Source organism: Endozoicomonas sp. PH6C (assembly GCF_059322965.1).
The window spans coordinates 362,311-380,585 of record NZ_CP185342.1 but is presented as its reverse complement, the minus strand read 5'-3'; the positions used below and the strand labels follow the sequence as shown (position 1 = coordinate 380,585).

13 protein-coding genes and 1 pseudogene are annotated in these 18,275 nt (G+C 45.7%); 4 read left to right on the top strand and 10 right to left on the bottom strand.

What is annotated here, in order from left to right:
* Nucleotides 1-123: 123 nt before the first annotated feature.
* The 8 genes from ACOMG9_RS01470 to ACOMG9_RS01435 all read right to left on the bottom strand — a co-directional run bounded on the left by ACOMG9_RS01470 (nt 124) and on the right by ACOMG9_RS01435 (nt 13,026).
* Nucleotides 124-3,744: a coiled-coil domain-containing protein gene (locus tag ACOMG9_RS01470; protein WP_448215499.1), complete on the bottom strand. Its 3,621-nt coding sequence runs from the start codon at nt 3,742-3,744 to the stop codon at nt 124-126.
* 61 nt (nt 3,745-3,805) lie between these two features.
* The gene (locus ACOMG9_RS01465; RefSeq protein WP_448215498.1) at nt 3,806-5,554 is read right to left on the bottom strand and encodes a coiled-coil domain-containing protein; all 1,749 of its coding nucleotides are present in this window, start codon (nt 5,552-5,554) and stop codon (nt 3,806-3,808) included.
* A gap of 48 nt (nt 5,555-5,602) precedes the next feature.
* Nucleotides 5,603-6,880 (bottom strand): coiled-coil domain-containing protein, encoded by a 1,278-nt coding sequence (locus ACOMG9_RS01460; protein WP_448215497.1) that lies wholly within the window; start codon nt 6,878-6,880, stop codon nt 5,603-5,605.
* A gap of 41 nt (nt 6,881-6,921) precedes the next feature.
* A complete protein-coding gene (locus ACOMG9_RS01455) occupies nt 6,922-8,505 on the bottom strand; it encodes a coiled-coil domain-containing protein (protein ID WP_448215496.1) in 1,584 nt (527 codons plus the stop codon).
* A 48-nt stretch (nt 8,506-8,553) separates the two neighbouring features.
* Nucleotides 8,554-9,969 carry a coiled-coil domain-containing protein gene (locus ACOMG9_RS01450; RefSeq protein WP_448215495.1) on the bottom strand — a complete coding sequence of 472 codons (1,416 nt, stop codon included), beginning with the start codon at nt 9,967-9,969 and terminating at the stop codon, nt 8,554-8,556.
* A gap of 48 nt (nt 9,970-10,017) precedes the next feature.
* On the bottom strand, nt 10,018-10,881 hold the full coding sequence (locus ACOMG9_RS01445; RefSeq protein WP_448215494.1) for a hypothetical protein: 864 nt from the start codon (nt 10,879-10,881) through the stop codon (nt 10,018-10,020).
* A gap of 47 nt (nt 10,882-10,928) precedes the next feature.
* Nucleotides 10,929-11,987, bottom strand: a complete 1,059-nt coding sequence (locus ACOMG9_RS01440; protein ID WP_448215493.1) for a coiled-coil domain-containing protein — start codon at nt 11,985-11,987, stop codon at nt 10,929-10,931.
* A 46-nt stretch (nt 11,988-12,033) separates the two neighbouring features.
* Nucleotides 12,034-13,026, bottom strand: a complete 993-nt coding sequence (locus ACOMG9_RS01435) for a hypothetical protein (RefSeq protein ID WP_448215492.1) — start codon at nt 13,024-13,026, stop codon at nt 12,034-12,036.
* Between the two features lie 263 nt (nt 13,027-13,289).
* On the opposite strand from ACOMG9_RS01435, the gene add reads away from it, so the two are divergent.
* The gene (add, locus tag ACOMG9_RS01430; protein WP_448215491.1) at nt 13,290-14,285 is read left to right on the top strand and encodes an adenosine deaminase; all 996 of its coding nucleotides are present in this window, start codon (nt 13,290-13,292) and stop codon (nt 14,283-14,285) included.
* 30 nt (nt 14,286-14,315) lie between these two features.
* Here the strand turns inward: add and ACOMG9_RS01425 are convergent, their stop codons facing one another.
* On the bottom strand, nt 14,316-15,326 hold the full coding sequence (locus ACOMG9_RS01425; RefSeq protein WP_448215490.1) for a 2-hydroxyacid dehydrogenase: 1,011 nt from the start codon (nt 15,324-15,326) through the stop codon (nt 14,316-14,318).
* A 519-nt stretch (nt 15,327-15,845) separates the two neighbouring features.
* On the opposite strand from ACOMG9_RS01425, the gene ACOMG9_RS01420 reads away from it, so the two are divergent.
* On the top strand, nt 15,846-16,559 hold the full coding sequence (locus ACOMG9_RS01420; protein ID WP_448215489.1) for a hypothetical protein: 714 nt from the start codon (nt 15,846-15,848) through the stop codon (nt 16,557-16,559).
* 257 nt (nt 16,560-16,816) lie between these two features.
* On the opposite strand, the pseudogene ACOMG9_RS01415 reads toward ACOMG9_RS01420, so the two are convergent.
* Nucleotides 16,817-17,008: pseudogene (locus tag ACOMG9_RS01415) on the bottom strand (2-hydroxyacid dehydrogenase); the annotation flags it as partial.
* A gap of 153 nt (nt 17,009-17,161) precedes the next feature.
* Here ACOMG9_RS01415 and ACOMG9_RS01410 point away from each other — a divergent pair.
* Together ACOMG9_RS01410 and ACOMG9_RS01405 are read left to right on the top strand one after the other, a co-directional pair.
* Complete coding sequence (locus ACOMG9_RS01410) at nt 17,162-17,539, top strand: CidA/LrgA family protein (RefSeq protein WP_448215488.1); 378 nt, start codon at nt 17,162-17,164, stop codon at nt 17,537-17,539.
* On the top strand, nt 17,515-18,258 hold the full coding sequence (locus ACOMG9_RS01405) for an LrgB family protein (protein WP_448215487.1): 744 nt from the start codon (nt 17,515-17,517) through the stop codon (nt 18,256-18,258). The genes ACOMG9_RS01410 and ACOMG9_RS01405 overlap by 25 nt, the downstream gene beginning before the upstream one ends.
* The last annotated feature ends 17 nt before the right edge of the window (nt 18,259-18,275 follow it).

Sequence of the window (18,275 nt, the reverse complement as noted above, 5' to 3'; positions counted from 1 at the left end):
AATCGAGCCTGTTAGCTACGCCATTGCGTCGGCAATCCGGGTAGTTAGAAAGTTCGATTGGTATTAGAGCTGAAAAAAACGGCATCTGTTCAATAGCTGCCGTTTAACCTTAAAGGCAGTATTTTACTGCTGTGGCAGCAGCAGTGACTGTATCTTCAAAAGCCTGTCTTCAAGTTGTTGCTGATCCGCTTCAGACAGCTTCTCTCTGAATAAACCAACCACATCAAGAAGTGCCGTCTTGAAGGCTTCATTTTGCAGAGTCAGATTCTCATTTTCCTGCATAACAGTAGGCATTTCTTTTTCCAGACGGTATTCCAGATCCTCCAACCGGGTTCTCAAGTACCCCGCCTCTGTCTCCAGTTCAGCATTTCGAAGCACGGTTTTATCGGCAAATTCAAGAGATTCATCCACCTGAGTCTGTTTCTCAAGCTCAATCTGCGCCTTTGCTCTGGTCAGTTTACCGACCTCTTCACGCCACTTTTTCTCTTCTTCTGCCCGATCGCTGGCAATGTGCGCAAATTGCTCACTTTCTGCCTTAACCTCTTTCAGCTGCTTTTTAATATCTGCCACTTCCAGGGCGGCCTCACTGACTCGTTTTTTATAGTCTCTCTTTTGATCCTGAGCCATTTTGAGTTCCTCCCTAAGGTCTGACATCTGCTGCTCCAACTCATTTTTCTTCCTCATAAGCTCCTGATACTGAAAGCGAGAAACACCTCGAGGACCCTGAGCCTGAAGATCGGTCAACCTTGTTTCACCGGTCACAGAAAGAGGTTGAAGTAAAGAATTGGGTTGATGTGTGGCGGTACTGAGACTGACATAGGCTCCCTGATCGTCATACTCGACGCCGGACTCCCGGAAATCAAAACCAGTACCAGTCCTTGGCGCCTGCCCACTGTTTTCCGACAAGACTTTCAACCTGTCAATTTCAGCCATGGCCTCAGCGTGCTCTTGCTGCAACTGTTCCAAATGGCTTTTGGCAGAATTGTAATCCAGCTGAAAGCCTAATTTAGCCGCCTCTTCTTCATGAAGCTTTTGCCTGGACTCGTCCAGATCCTGCCTGAGCCGCTCAAGCTGAGCCTTGCGTGCACTTTCCGTCTGGGAAAACTGAGCTTTTTGATCGGAGAAGGCCTTTTGCTTAAGCTGCAGCTCCTGCTCAATAATATCCGCTTTTGAAGCTTTCTCCCTCAGCGTTGCTACCTCACTTCTCAACTCAAGCCGTTCTTTCCCGAGTTCTATTTTGGCCTTCTTCTGCTCATCCCTGTGTCGGTAGACCTCTCTGGTGAGCCTGTCTACCTGTTGCTCAAGACGAACAGCATCACTCCTGAACTTTTTGCAGTCTGACTTGGCCTGCGCTGCTTCACCGATCGCTCTCTGTTCCGCTTCAGAAACGTTGCTCAGCTGAGCTTTCAAGGCAATGAGCTGTTGCTCCAATTCACTCACACTGCGCTCAGACTGGCTATAGTCCTCCTTGAACCGGGCCTCGGATGTCAGCAATGCATCTTCAGCTTTCTCTTTGAGACGCCTCAGTTCAGAGACCTCAACAGTCAGCGATTCAATCTGCTGGGTTTGAGAGCTCCGGGCTGACTGAGCCTCTCTGGAAGCCAGTTTCAGCTTCGTTTCTGATGCCAGCAGCGACTTTGCCAGATCCTCAAGGCTCTTGGCCTGCCGGGCGAATTCCACTTCCGCTCTACGCTGCTCTTGTAAGATTGTTTGCAATCCGGCTTTCAGGGTAGCTACCTCTCCTTCCAGAGCGGCCCTGGCGGCATTCCACTCCCTTGATTGAGCGATCCAGGTTCTCACTTCATGCTTTTTCTTTTGCAGTGCTTCTCTGGCGCTTGTCTCTTCCGAAGAAGCCTTTTGCAATAGAGACCGGGTCTGTCGCAGGTCAGCCTGAACCTGGGCGAGCGCCTCTTCGTTGGCCTTCAGTTCAACTCCTCTGGCTCTGAGTTGCTCCAGTTCCGTGTTTTGCTGACCCAGCTGAACTTCCAGGGCTGAAACGCGACCGTTAGAGCCTTTAAGCTGAATCTGGGTATCCTTTAACTGTTTTTTCAGCTGCGTTTTTTGAGATTCAAGCTCGGTTAACCGCTCTTTACCCAGTCTGAATTTCTCTTCCAGCCTTTGACTTTTTTCAAAATACCCGGACGCTTTTTCATTCTCCTTTTTCATGGCACCGTTCAGGAACTCAAGCTGAGCCGACAGCTCGTGGTAATGAGCTCTTTCTTTCTCAAGCTGCTTCTTCTTCTCTTTCAACTCCATATTAAGCTGGATATTGGCCTGGCTGGCCTTGATTCGTGCATCAGAGACCTGACTGGCGAAACGTGCTCTGAGATGACGCACCTCAGTGTCAGAAGACAGCTTGTCGGCCTGCAATTTTTCATTGTGCTCTCGTGCTTCGACGAGCTGGGCTTGCAGCCGTTGAATCTGAGATTGCAGCTGGTTCAGGCCTTTTTCGGCTTTCTTTGTCTCATCCATGACTTGCTTCATTTCTGCGTGGTGGCTTTTCAACTGTTCTTCAATAGCCACAGCTCTTGAATGGGCCTGATCTCGCTCACCCCTGATTCTGTGCAAATCTTGCGTCTGATTTTTTGTCAGCGTCTCTAACTGTTCACTTCTGAGTTGCAACGCTGCAACCTTCTCTAAAGGTTCTAATACTGATTTAAGGCTGCCTTGTGCATTATCCAGCTGCCTCTTCAAGCGAATGTTTTCAAGCTCTGTTTCAGACTGTTGCCCTTCCTTCCTGGTCCTTTCCCGTAACTGGGCTGTGACCTGATTTAGCTGGAATTTCAGATCGTTAGCCCTTGTGGATTCTGCATTTTTTTCTTTGTGGAGTTTATCAATGCCGTCCTGGAAAATCTTTAAACGACGGCGAGCCTCTGCCAAATTCGTCCCTAATGTGCCAGCTACTGCTTTAACACGTCCCATTCTGTCTTGCTCGGTCAGCGCCTGAATCATTTGTTTTTCACTAAACTCAGCCTGTCGTGTAAGCTCCTGATTTTTTCTATCCAGGTCATGAGCTTCCTCATCTTTAGTTGTCAGCAACAGGGTCTTCTGACGCAGCTCATCTTCAAGTGAACGAACGTGGGCAATCAAAGCCTGCGCGAAGTTAGCTTTTGAAGGATCTTGATCATAAGCTTGCAAATGCCTCTGATCTCTTTGCTGGATATCAGCAAGGAAGCTGTCTTTTAATGTTTCGAACTCATCGAGAAGTTCATTGGCCATTAGCTGTAACGATTGCTGATCCTTGCGCTGACTTTCTAACACGGTTTCATAGAAGGGAATATCGTTACCTAATGCATCTTCAGTCTGTTTCGCAGCTTGCAAAACTTCACAGTAGTCACTATGGAGCTGACAGATAAGCTGGTAATACTCGTGAATGCGCTCATCCATTTTCTTCAGCTCAGCCTGAGTTTCAGCATCGCTGGCCCGGGCAGGCTGAAGCGAATAGGTTGGCAAAAAACTACTGAGCCAGGATGAAGACAGCTCCACCCCTACCGTCCGGTCCCCCAGAGATTTACCGCCATTCACAAAACGACTATGCTCGGGCCGGGCAGGCAAGGTTGATACAGTCTTTCCTGCCAGCACCATGCTCAAGTTGCCTTTAGAGGCACGACAGCGTCTCCATGCGTACTCCACAGCTTGACCCGGATTCTTGCCGGGTTTCTCTCGTGTTATCCGCCCCCCTTCTCTCACCAAAAATTGAGATTCAATAAATGCTCTTGCGGGATTGTGTATTGGATCGGACATAGAAATACTCCTTTTACTTCATTAAAAAATTCTTGAACCGTTTGACTATCAGCCCGCCTGATCAGGGGCTTTCATCTCCGCTTGTTGGGTTGTTCTGTATAAACCTGCCTGGCAGGGCTCTGAGGGTTTCAATCTCCCTTTCCAAAGCTGCCCTGTCGGTATCCCACTGTCGGGATCGGTTGACCCAGGCAGTGACTTCATCCTCTTTTTGTTGCAAAAGAGACTGGGCCCGTTGCAGGTTATTCTGAAGCTCAGTCAGTGTATTTTTGGGTACCACATCAATACCCTTGGCGGTGAGCTTTTTATGCATATTTTTTAACTTCTTCAGCATATGAGCTTTTTGACTTTCAACTTCAGACAGTTGCTCTTGTGTGGCTTTAAGCACAGTGGCCTTCTGGCGTAAGTCATTCTCAAGCTGCTCAGTCGGTCTTGATTGTTCCAATCGTTCTAAACGGGCTCTGATATCGTCATCCTGATGAGAACCTGCAGTATGCTGAGCTTTTGATATACGCCAATTTAGATGATCAGCCTGTTCCTGGTTTATTCTTATGGTCTCTAGATAGGCACAATTAAGTACGTCTTTTTCTTCCTGAATTCTTCTTATGGTTTCTTGATAGCCACGATTAAGAACAGCATTTTCTTCCCGGATTGTTCTTATGGATTCCTGGTAGTTACGGTTAGCTTCTGCTAAATCCTTTTCCAGCTTCTCAGCCCGTCTGGTTAGCGCACCTTTGTCTTCATGGATTTTTCTTTCGGAGCCAGTATTAGCTTTGGCCAATTGACTCTTCAGTTGCTCATTCTGACTGGATAGATCAGCATTTTCTGCCCTGATTATTAGTACGTAAGATTCAGAGTCTTCTAAGCGCCTTTGAACTTCTCGCAAATCCCTGCTCTGATTGTTATTCAATTCTTCTAGCTGAACTATTCTTTCATTTTGATCTCGAGAAGACTTTACGATGCGATTAGCTGACTCTAAATCCTGCAACAGCTTTAGAATCTGTTGGGGGTCCGAAAATTTTTTCAGCCCGATCTTGGAAAAGGCATCATCCAACTGCTTTTTTTCTTCCCGGATGGTTTTAATTTCTTTCTGAATCGATGTTGAATTACTATTAACATTTCTTATGATATCCTCTAATTTTCTGACTCTTTCATCAGCAATCGCCTTAATTGATTGCTGGTCACAAGCTCGGTTCAAATGCTCTTTGCTAATCTTAGCCTGTTCTTTAAGAAAGCTGATGTCTGCACCCAGTTTATGGACTTCACGATCTTTGGCTTCAAGCATTTTGGTTTGTTTCTGCAATTTATCAGCCATTAACTGTAATTCTTGCTGCTCCTTATACTGGCTTTTAAACGCTTCTTCATAGAAGGGAATATCGTCGCTCAATGCCGTTTCAGTCTGCAAAGCAATTTCCAGCGTTTTAGTGAGCTGGCGATGGAGCTGGCAGATGCGCTGATAATACTGCTGAAGACACTCATCCATTTGATTCAGCTCGGCCAGAATTTCAGTCTTACTGGCCTGGACAGGCTTTCCTGAATCGGTTGACGAACGTTGCCAGAATGAAGAAACTGCCACTGTCCGCGACTTCAGACTTTTAAAACGGCCAAGCACAGGGGGTTCAGGCAAGGCTTCCACGATCGTAGTTTTGCGCAACTTGCTTAATATCTCTGTAAGAGCTTTGCATTGATGCAATGAATAGATCGCAGTATGGCGCGTATGGTTGCTGGGCAACTCAGATGCCAACTCAACATCTGTATTAACCAAAATGTTAGATTCGAGCGGTCGGTTTGCTGTGCCTGCTGGTGTTGCCATTGTATTACCCCCTTTACACTATGCAAAAATTCATAAGCCGTTTGACTGTTAACGAGCCTGATCCGGTGAGGCTTCTGTCTCTGCTATGCCTTTCTGGCGTAACTCATCCTCAAGTTGCTCAATCCGTCTGGATTGCTCTATTAATTTTATCTGGTCATCGATAGCCTTTTTCTGATAATAATCTTTTGCATGCTGAGCAAGTGATAAATGCTTCTCCAGAGCTTTAAGCTGGCTGGATAGCCTGTGTTTTTCTGCATGCCCCTTTTTTACTGCGTTTGCATGTTCACTTGCGTTACGATTAGCACTTTCCAGATTCTCCTTCAGCTTCCGAAGCTGTTTGTCTTTTTGATTCATTTTATTCCTCGTATCGGCCACGAGATCTTCAGCAGCTTTCGAGCGATCCCTGGCGTCTTCTAAAAGTCTCTCCAGATCTTCAATCCGTTCGGATAGTGCAGTTTTTTCTTTAAGGGTTGTGCTTAAGGTATCCTTATCAACATTTGGATCAGGTTGGTCTTTTGCTAAATCCTTATCCTGCTTGTCAGCAGGTTTCCATTTTTCAGATTTTTCTTGCCGGAGTGTATTAAGCTCTTTCTGCATCGATGTTAGACGAAGATTAGCTTCTCTTAAATTGTTCTCTAACAGTCTGACTGATGCATCATTACGAATGATTATGTCTTCCACATTCTGCAACTTGAACAATTTATTTCTGCTGCTTTCAAGCTCTCGTGTAAGATCCTGATTTTTTCTAACCAGTTCATCTACTTCCTCATCTTTGGTGTCAAGGATTTTGTATTGTTCTTGCAACTTACCAAACAGTGACCCTACTTTTTTCTGATCATGATGCTGCCTTTCCATCGCACTGTTGTAGAAGGGAAAAATGATCTTCAATTCCTTTTCAGTCTTTAGAGCAACATCCATAGCCTCAGAGTGCTGACTATGAAGCCTGGAGAGCTGCTGATAATCCTCCTGAGTTCGTCTGTCCATTCTCCCCAGCTCAGTCAGAATTTCAGCCTCTCTGTCTTCTAGCTTTCCTGAATCGGTTGACGAGTCATACCGCAGTGAAGAAGCTACCACTTTCCGTGACATCAGACTTTTATCACCGTAAAGAAGATGGCAATAATCAGGACGGTCAGGCAACTTTTCCGCGGTCATGCCTTCGCGCAACAGGCTTAATGTATCTATAACAGCAGAGAATCGATGCAATGAATCCACTGCAGAACTGTCCGCACATTTGCGAGGCGCTTCAGGTGGCATCTCAACATTTTCATTGACCTTGGGGTCAGATACAAATGAAGGCCCTGCTGCTGATTTAATTGGGTAAGTCATAGTAATACTCCTTTTACACTATTAAAAAATTTATAAACCGTTTAACTATTATCCTGGGAAATTTCCATCTCCTCTGACTGGTTGTTCTGTAATAGCATGCTCAGTTTATCCATCAGATTTTCAATCTCTTTTTCCATAGCCGCCCTGGCGGTGTTCCACTGTCTCGATTGATTGACCCAGGCGATCACCTCATCTTCTTTCTGTTGCAAAAGAGACCGGGTCTGTTCCAGCTCATTCTCAAGCTGAGAGCGCATTCTTTTTTCAGCTCTGAGACTTTGTTCTCTACAGGCCAACTGGCTCATCAAATGATTGTTTTCAAGTTCCAGTTCAAACAGTTCCCCCTGAATGTCGTCACGCTCTGTGGTTTTTGGATCTGACTCATTCTCACGTTGGCTCGCTCCCCTGGATTGTTGAGCTTTTTCTTTCCGCATTTTTTTTAAAAGAGCCAGATGAGCATCTGAACAACGACGAGCTTCTGCTAACTCTGCCTCCAGCCCTTCAACCCGTCTGGACAACACATCGTTTTTTTCTTGCATTGCTTTTTGCATTTTTTCTGATTCAACTTGCTGATTATTTGAGAACATTCTAGTTTCTAATAACTTCTGCTTCGTCCTGTAAAATTCTTCGTATTGTTTACCTTTTTCATCCTGCAGCGTTTTAACTATTCCGAATAGTTCATCTCTATCTTTCTTTATTATTTTTAAAATATGCTGATCGCCACGAGCTTGTGCTAAATCCGCCTTCAACTTCTTAAAATCTTCCATGCTCACATGTTTTCCAGCTTCGAAACTGCGAAGGGCAGCTTGAGCCTCTTTTCTTTCTATTCGAACTTCCTTAAGCTCTTCCCGCATCAGAGCTGAACGCTTACGAGATAGACTCAGCTGCTCCTCTAATTCTTTGAATAATTCCTTAGTTTGAATGGTTCTGACTTGTTCGTCCGCTACCGAAAACGCTGTATTTTTGCTAAGTACAGCCTGCTGCGTAAGCTCCTGGATTTTTTTATCCATTTCATGAAATTGCTCATTTCGGGCTTCAAGTATTTTCGTCTTCTGATCTAGCGCACTCTCAAGAGAACCTAAGTGTGCAGTCAAAGCCTGAGAGAATTTACTGCCCATTACCGGTAATTCTTCCTGACCCTTATGCTGACCTTGTAACACTTCGATATAAAAAGAAATATCGTTTTCTAATAAGTTTTCAACCTGTTGAGCGACATTCAGAGATTCACAGAGCTGACTGTGAAGCTGGCAGAGGCGATGGTAGTACGCCCTTCTTTGCTGATCCATATTTGCCAGTTCAGCCCAGATTTCATAGCCATTGGCTTCGTTAATTTTGTTTAAAACGCTTGGCATCTCCTCAGTACTATCCTCGAGGAATGGATGCGCTGAAACCGTCCGACGATCCAGACATTTAAATTCACTCAAAAGACTGCACGGCAAAGGCTTTTCAGGTAACTCTTCCACAGTGATCCCTTTACGCATCTTGCTTAATGGCTCTGTAAGAGCACTGCATCGATATAATGAATATTCCGCAACGCTGGCGGGATCGTCGCCGGACATCATATCTTTGATCCGAACACTCTGGTCAATTATGTGTGCAGAGGTTGCTACACCTGTTGGATTTGCCATTGTAATACTCCTTTTACAACGTTAAAAAATTCACAACTATTTTGACTATCAACTAGCCTCATCCAATGCAGCTTTAGTATCAGTCGTCTGGTCGTCCATTGAGAGTGCTCTCAGTTTAGCCCTCAGGTTTTTAATCTTTTTATTCGACGCTGCCCTGTCAATATCCCACTGTATGGATTCAGCATCCCTTGAGCTCAGTTCAGCCTCTTTCGCTTTCAAAAGAGACCGGGTTTCTTTCAGCTCACTCTGAAGCTGAGAGAACATCTTTTTACTCTTTATCAATTCAAGCACTCTGGTACTGTTCAATTGAGATGAACGCTTCAGCATTTTCATAAAAAGAGCATTTTGACTTACTGTATTGGAGAGTTGCTTTTGTTTGCCTTCAAGCAGTGCTGTTTGATGATGTAACTCATTCGTTAGTTCCTCAACCCGTCTGGATAGCGCATCTTTTTCATCACTGAGTTTTTTTTTGATAGCCTTATCAGTCTCGAAGCGAAGTTTATTTTGTACTGCAAGCTTCCTCAGTCTTTTAACCTTATTGGATTGTTTCTGATAGTCACTTTTATATCTTGCTACACATTTCCTCAGGTTTTTAATCCGTTCGGATTGTTTCTCAGTTTGTTCTTCAAGTTCTCTAACGATCTGGTTTTCTCTATCCGAACGTCGTGTGTATTCTTTTTTCAATAACGTTAGATAATAATTATTTTCTTTTGATATTTTATATCTTTCTTTCTCGGTTTCGCTATGGATGCTATCCATCTTCAATATACGACTACGGTATTCACTCACAAGCTTCTCTAAATTTTTAATTTTTTCATCAACAAGCGCCTTTGCTTCTTGCTCGTCATGCAGTCGCTTCATTGGCTTTTTGCTCTCTTCAAGCGGTAGTGTGAGCTTCTGGAATTTTCTAGCCGGTTCACGAATCTCCTGATCTATGGCCTCAAACATTTTGGTTTTCTGATGCAGCTCATTAGTCGTTAACTCTAATACTTGCTGATCCTCAGGCTGACTTGATAACGCTTTCGTATAGAAGAGAATATCTTCTTCCACTCCAGTTTCAGTCTGCATAGCAAATTGTATAAATTCCATTAACTGCGAGCGATACTCACAAAGGCACTTGTAATCATTCTGAATACGTTCATTCATTTTCTCCAGTTCAGCCTCGATTTCAGCCTCACTGGCCTCGCTAACTTTTCGCAGAATAGTTGTCGGGCCTTGACAAGATGAAGATACTGCCACCTCTCGTGACTCCAGATCTTTACGACAAAAAGGGCTATTTTCTGGAGGGGCAGAAAAACCCGACATGATCGTGTCTTCTGTCGGTAATTTTCCTAATGCATCTTTACAAACATAACAACGACGCAATGCATATCTCGCAATGCTGTCCGAATGGCCCCTTGGCATCTCAGATCTAATGGGGTCATGTCCAAGCGGACTCATTGTTAAGTCGAGTGAGTTGGCCATTGTAATACTCCTTTTACAACATTCAAAAATTCATAAACCGTTTGCCTGTTAACGAGCCTCGTTCGGTCCAGGTTCCATTCCTGCCGTCTGGTTGCCAGTTGAGAGTGCTCTCGGGGCTGCGTTTGCAACCCGGGCACTCACTTTATCCTCTCTCTCTTGCAAAAGAGCCTGAGTCTCTCGCAGATCATTCTGTAGCTGAGACAGCGCCTCTTTGGGTACCACATCAGCGCCCTTGGACGTTAGCTTTTGATGCATAGCTCTTAGCCTTCTAAGCAATTGAACGTTTGTGGTTTGCATGTCAGACAGTTGTTCTTCTTTGGCTTTAAGCACTGTGTTCTGCTGATCTAACTGCTTCTCTAATTGCTCATTACGTCTGGATAGCACAGCTTTTTCATGCCGGAGTCTGTAAAACTCATTCTCCCTGTCATCCTCTTTGTGACTGAGTAACACTCGGTCATAATAGAAATCAAAGTCTTTAATCAATGCCGATTTAGTATCCTCAACAAGGTCCAAAACTTCAGTGAACTTTTTATGGAGCTTGCAGAAGCGCTGACGATCTCCCTGAATACGTTCATGCATTCTTTCCAGCTCAGCCCGGGTTATCTCCAGCTCAGCTTGGGGTCCAGCCTCACTGTCTTGGGTAAGCTTTCGTGATGCAGTTGACTCCTGCAGGGATGAGGAAACGTCCACCGTCCGTTTTTGCAAACGCTTACCACCCTCCAGAAGCGTGCAATCTTCAGGGGGAGGAGGTAAAGTCAGGCAGGTCATGCTCAGACAAATATTGCCTAATGCTTTTTGATAATCACTGCATCGACGCAATGCAAACATCGCAGTGCCTCTGTGCGTCTTAGGTAACTCCTGAGCGAGGTCAGTTTTTGCTGAAGGATTTCCTGCGTCAAATGGACTTATCATGTAATACTCCTTTTACAACATTAAAAAATTCACAACTGTTTTGACTATCAATGAGCCTCATCCGGTGCAGCTTCTATCTCTGTCGTCTGATTGTCAGTTGAGAGTGCTCTCGGGGTAGCGTTTGCAACCAGGGAACTCACTTTGTACTCTCTCTCTTGCAAGACAGACCGGGTCTCTCGCAGATCATTCTGTAGCTGAGATAGCGGCTCTTTGGGTGCCGCATCAGCGCCCTTGGACTTTGCCCTTTGATGCATATCAGTTAACCTTCTGATCAAATCAACGTTTAGAGCTTCCGCTTTAGACAGTTGCTCCTGTTTGGCTTCAAGCATTGTGTTCTTTTTATGTAACTCATTCTCTAATTGTGCATTCCGTCTGGACAGCTCAGTTGTTTCTTGCGGATCTTCAATAAAGGCACGATCAGGATGAGCTACTTGTCGCCGAGCTTCTAATAATTCTCTCTGCAGCGAGTAAACCTGATCGGTTAGCGCAACGTTTGAAAACCGAAGTTTGTGAAGCGCTGCCTCCGTCCTATTCTCATGGAACATTGGAAACGCTTCCCGATAATAGAACTCAAAATCTTTATCCAATTCGAATTCAGCCTGGGCAAGATGTGACATAGCTTCGTAGTACTTTTTATAGAGCTGGCAGTAGCGCTGATGACCCTCCTGAACACGCTCATCCATTCTTTCCAGTTCAGTCTGGGTTCTTTCCAGTTCAGTCTGGGTTGTTTCCAGCTCAGCCCGGGTTGTTCCCAGCTGATCCCAGATTCTTTGCAGTTTATCCTGGCTTGGTGAGTATTTACCCCGGATTCCAAACTCATCGCATTTGAAACAGTTATCTGAATCGGTTGACTCCTGCCGGGATGACGAAGCTTCCACCTTCCGTTTTTCCAGACGTTTACCACCCTCCAGAAGAGGGCAATGCTCAGGAGGGGTAGGTGAAGGCGGGCGAGTCGAGCCCAGCCAAATATTGCGTAATGTCGCTTTATGTTCACCGCATCGACGCAATGCAAACAGCAAAGTTTCTTCTTTGGGCGTCCCGGTTGAAGTCTGAGCATTCAGTTGAGTGCTTGGTGAAGGACTACCTGTGCCATATGGATTTATCATTTACTACTCCTTTTACAACATTAAAAATTCATAACTGGTTTGACGATTAACGAGCATACGGGGAGGCTTTCGTCTTTGCCGTCTGGTTATTAACCGAGAGTGCTCTCAGGTTAGTTCTCAGGGTTTCAATCTCTCTTTCCATAGCAGCCCTGTCGATATCCCATTGTCTGGATTGGGCATCTTTTTCATACTTGAGTTTTTCTATAATTTGGTGATCAGCTTCAATGCGATGGATATACGATTCTATGGATTCGTCCAGAAACTTCTTAGCTCGGGATAATGCATCTTTTTCTTTCTGCATTTTGCCAAGTTCGCACTGCATATCTTTTATACGACTGTCAGCTAATTTCAGACGTTTCTCTAAATTCATGACTTTTTCATCAACAGGCGACTTTATTTCTTGCTCGGCCTGCGGTCGATTCATTGGCTTGTTGCTATCTACAGGTTGTTGCATGAGGTTCAGGATTTTCATCTCCAGTTCAAGAACCTGAATATCTTTGGCCTCATACATTTTGGGTTTCTCATTCAGCGCAACAGCCTTTGATTGTAATTCTTGCTGTTCCATATGCGGACCTGCTAAAGCATTCTGATAGAAGGAGATATCGTCATCCAATGCCATTTCAATCTCTATAGCAACAGCCAAAATTTTGCTTAACCGCTTACTATGCTCACAAAGGCGCGAGTAATTCTCCGGCGAACATTCAACCATTTCCTCTCGCTCAGCCTGAATTCCAGCCTCAGTAGTCCCGCTAATCTTTTGTGGATTGGTTAACGAGCCCTGACTGGATGAAGCAGCTTCTATCGACCGGGCTTCCAGATGTTTTTCAACCTTCGCAGAAGATTGCCTGAGAGGCGAACCAGGAGCAATTGGCCATTCGGAACCTGAGGTTACCTTTTTTAATTTGTTTTTATATTCACAGCATCGATTCAATGAATACATCGCATTAGTACCCCGGGGCTTCGCGGGCATTTTAGGTGTCGTCTGAACGTTCATGCCAGCCGCTGATGGGGGGGCCACTGCACCTGATGGATTTGCCATAGTAATACTCCTCTGACAACATTTAATTTAATTAGTCATACACCTTTTGACTCTGGCCAGTACGGCTTGTTCCCCTGTTAGATCCTGAATAACTTTGTTGTTAGCCATTCTGACAAAATTTCCTCAGCTAATAGGGAAATCCGCTACTCTCGCCTTAGACTTATGACTGATTCTCTGTAATATTCATTCCCCCGAAACCGCATTATGAAATGGTCCCGGGCTGAAGAGACGCGGACCCCGAGATTGATGAGAGCAGCATTAACATGATTGACAAGTCCATTCCCCTCACCGACATTCATCGTCATCTGGACGGTAATATTCGCCCCCGGACCATTCTGGAGCTGGGCCAGCAGCACAACCTGGAGTTACCCGCCAATAATCTGGAAGAGCTGATTCCCCATGTTCGGGTTATGAGCAATGAGCCTGACCTGGTGAGTTTTCTGGCCAAGCTGGACTGGGGTGTAAAGGTTCTGGCAGATTACGACGCATGTCGTCGAGTCGCCTATGAGAATGTTGAAGACGCCCTGAATGCCCAAATTGATTACACCGAACTGCGCTTCAGCCCTTACTATATGGCCATGACTCACAACCTTGATCCTCAGGGTGTGGTCGAAGCAGTCGTGGACGGTGTTCAGGCCGGCAGCCGTGATTTTGGCGTCAAAACCAACCTCATCGGTATCATGAGTCGTACTTTTGGCCAGGAAGCCTGCCAGCAGGAACTGAATGCCTGTCTGGCCTTCAAGGACAGACTGGTTGCAATTGATCTGGCCGGTGACGAGTTCGGCAAACCGGGTGAGCTGTTTGTCGAGCACTTCAAACAGGTTCGTGATGCTGGCCTGAATGTCACAGTTCATGCGGGCGAAGCAGTGGGCGCCGAAAGCGTATGGCAAGCTATTCGTGATCTGGGTGCCACCCGAATTGGCCATGGTGTCAGAGCCATCGAGGACCCTGCGCTGATGGATTATCTGGCCGAGCACCGCATTGGTATTGAGTCCTGCCTGACGTCAAATATCCAGACCAGCACTTTCCCAAGCATTGAAAAGCACCCGCTCAAGAAATTCCTGGCACACGGCGTGCTGGCCACCATCAATACCGATGATCCGGCGGTGGAAGGCATTGAGCTGCCTTATGAGTATGAAGTCGCGGCGCCTGCTGCTGGTCTCTCCCCTGAGCAGATCCGCCAGGCTCAGGAAAATGGTTTGACCATTTCTTTTTTGAGTGACGCTGAGAAAGAAGCGCTCAAAGCTGCCAAACACTGAGTATATGGGTCGGGCCTCACTGGTCCGACCTCAATGCTGATCTGGCACATCTCTGGCTATTTCGTTGCCAGAGGCTTTTCCCTCGAAAAAAGCTCTGGCATTGCCCAGTGTGGTTTTGGCAATGGCCATCAGCGCCTCTTCGGTAAGAAAAGCCTGGTGGCCGGTAAAAATAACGTTGTGACAGGCTGAAAGGCGTCTGAAAACATCGTCCTGAATCACCTCATCGGACAGATCTTCAAAAAACAGGTCCTGCTCGTTTTCGTAAACATCCAGCGCCAGTCCACCCAGAATCCCTTTTTTCAGAGCGTCCATTGCTGCCACTGAATTCAGCAGTTTACCTCTGCTGGTATTGACCAGTAACACTCCGGGTTGCATTTGGTTAAATGCGTCCTCATTGATCATGTACTCGTTGTCTTTCGTTAAAGGGCAGTGCAGGGTAATCAGCTTGCTTTGTTGCAGCAGTTGATTCAGGGAAACATAATCCCCGCCCAGATCTTCAAAAGCCGGGTTCGGATAAGGATCGTACCCCAGCAGTTTGCAACCAAAGCCTTTCAGAATACGGGCAGCAGCCAGACCGATTTTGCCCGTGCCAATAACCCCCGCTACACGACCATGGAGGTTAAATCCTGTCAGCCCTTCCAGTGAGAAGTTGGCATCCCGGGTTCTCTGATATGCTTTATGGGTTTTGCGATTCAAGGTCATGATCAGGGCAATGGCATGCTCAGCCGTGGCCTCGGGAGAATAAGCCGGAACTCTTGCTACAGTGATACCCAACTCTTTTGCCGCATCCAGGTCAACATTGTTAAATCCGGCACAGCGCATAAGCAGAAGCCTGATACCATACTCCGCCATGACAGTCAGAACCGGCCGACTGAGATCGTCATTAACAAAAGCGCAGACGGCATCACCCGCTCTGGCCAGGTGAGCGGTTTTTTCATCCAGGTGAATATCAAAGTATTCCAGTTCAAAGCCGGTATCGGCATTGCACAGGTCAAAGAATTCACGATCGTATTTTTTGGCATTAAAGATACAGATTTTCATGATCGGTTCAGGTTCCTCTTTTCACTGGCATGAGCATTTGACAGCCATAAACTCTGGGCTGAGCATTTGACAGCCATAAACTCTGGGCAACTGATAAGAATCATAGCGGAGTTTTTTAGTGAAAATAGCCTTTCTATGCCAACGTATGGCAGCTCTTCCGGGCTGTGGTCTGATTTGAATCTCCCGGTTTAGCCGGGCAGGCCGGGTCTCGCTGATCAGGCCTTTAACGCCAGGAATTTTACAATACTAAACAGCAAGTAATACCAATCGTGCTTTCTAACTGCCGTGATGAGCATGGAGATTTGAGCCTTAAGACAAGGCGGCGTGAGGAGTCATAGCCTTAGCTATGGCGACGATCGCCAACGCAGGATTAAGGCTCAAATCTTCAGCGCAATAGGGAGTTAGAAAGTTCGATTGGTATAAACCCTAATGATGCGAACTGTTCTTTTGTGAATGTTTGAATTTTTAATCTTTTCTACTACCTTTGACAGAGGATTTAATTAAATGATAGGGATTTTTATGAAAACTATATTTTTTTGGGCGATGCTGATTATCGCCGTGACGGGTTTTTGTTCAGAAGAAAACGAATCTGTCTGTGTTGATAACCGATTTTTTTTCCAAATCGATAACCCCGATGACTATGAAGTGAATATCAAATTTTTGGACGAAAGTTCAAATTTGCTTTATGAGCATGACTTATTCAATGGATTTCATCCTGATGCTATAACGAAAAAAGTATTGATTGATTTTTCTTCTCGGGCAGTAACGGTGAATTCAATTTCTCGGGTAATAACGGTGAAATCAATCTTGTTAGATGGCAATTCCAAGGTCATAGCCAAAGAAAAGGAAAGTGACACAGATAATAGAATTGAAAAACTTTTACCATCGAACTATCTAATTACCATGACTCGCATCAGCGATCATGATACTAGATTGATCTCCAATCAATGTTATTCATCTAATGATCAGGAAAAGGTTGAGATACTACAAGCTTCTACAAATACTGCTCTAAATCAATTAAACATTTTTGAATTAAATATGAGACTTTTTGGAGTCAGTCAGATAGATGAAAATAAAAAGGAACAATTGTTTGACGAGAAAATTCGTTCTCTTGGCTTAAAAAAAGATGCCTGTGGCAGATATGTTCACATTAACAGTTCATCATTAAATCTAGACGACTGTGCCAGTATTGTTATCCCGATCCTGCCAGAGCCCGAGTTGCGGTTAAGATAAGGTGCTCTGCAGGGGACCGAAGGCGGGAATCCACACTGACTCACCATCAGAACCACACTACCCGTTGCCCACCCTGGCCTTGTCATCCCCGAGAAGGCTGAGACCCACTGTTGGCGCTGGATTCCGCCTTCGCAGGAACGACGACTCCCTTCGCGGGAATGACAACTTCCTACTTAGTTTGATGAACACAACAAGCGGTTTGACAAAATCGAGGATACTCTAGCCATCGTCGTAAATCACCTTAAGAAATAATCACGCTACCTGGGTGCCCACTCTCTTGCCGTATCCAGATCAGCATTGTTAAATCCGACACAGCGCATGGGCAGAAGTCTGATATCATATTCCGTCATTACACTCAGAACCGGCCGACTGATATCGTCATTAACAAGAGCACAGACTGTATCAGCCGTCCTGACCAGGTGTGCTTTTTTCTCATCCAGATGAATATCAAAGTATTCCCGTTCAAAGCTTTAGTCGGCATTGTACTCGCCAAAAAATTTACGATCGTATTTTTTGGCACTAAAGATACAGATTTTCATGATCGTTCAGGTACCTTCTTTACTGGCATGAGCAATGGTTAAGCATCATAGTGGAGTTTTTTAGTGAAAATAGCCTTTCTATGCCGACGTATGGCAGCCTGGCTAAGCAGTGTCATTATTCTGATGGCCTGTCTGTGGACAGGCGAGCTGTTCAGCGTCTGGATCAATCATGCTCTTCCGGGCAGTATTATCGGCATGCTGCTTCTGGCAGCCCTGCTGGGCAGTGGCCTGATTCGACTGTCCTGGGTTGAAGCCGGTGCCAGCTTTCTGGTTCGCTGGATGTCCCTGTTGTTTGTTCCCATTGGAGTCGGTGTTATCAATCAGCTGGACCTGCTGGCCAACAGTCTTGGTGCTCTATTGCTGACCAGTATTTTTGGAACAGTGGTCGTTATGGCCATTGCCGGCTGGTTGTTTCAATGGCTGGAGCATACACGACAATGACGTTGTTCCCGATGTTTTCGACCACTCCAATAAAAGGCCTGCTCTACTGTTCTCTGACAGTGGCTGTCTACCTGATCGCCTGGAAGCTTCAGAATCGTTTTAAGTATTCACTGCTTAACCCGTTACTGATCAGCATTCTGGTACTTGTGGGTATTCTTCTTGTCGGCAATATTCCCTATTCCGACTACCAACAGGGAGGTGACTGGCTAAGCAACCTGCTGGGCATCGCGGTTGTCGCTCTGGGCGTGCCTCTTTATCAACAGATGAGAGATATTCATCGGGAACTGCCCGGTGTGATTCTGGTGGTTTTTATTTCCAGCCTGTTTGCCCTTGTCAGCGCAGTTATACTCGCGGTTCTGGCCGGGGCCGATGGTCAGGTCGCTGTTTCCCTGGCACCCAAATCGGTCACAACACCCATTGCTGTTATGATTGTGGATAGCTTGAATGGTGTCCCTTCTCTTACGGCTATTGCCGTCATCCTGACGGGTTTGATGGGTGCTATTTTTGGCTTGCCATTACTGTCGTTGCTGAAAATCACTGACCCAAAAGCCAGAGGTATTGCTATGGGCACAGCCTGTCACGCATTGGGCACTGCGAGAATGGTTCAAAGTTCATTGAAAGAAGGCGCTTACAGTGCGCTGGCGTTAGTACTTTCTGCCAGTATCAGTGCTCTTCTGGCTCCATGGGTGATACCCCGGGTTCTTGGCTGGTTGTCCTAAATTAGCGGCCAGTTTTT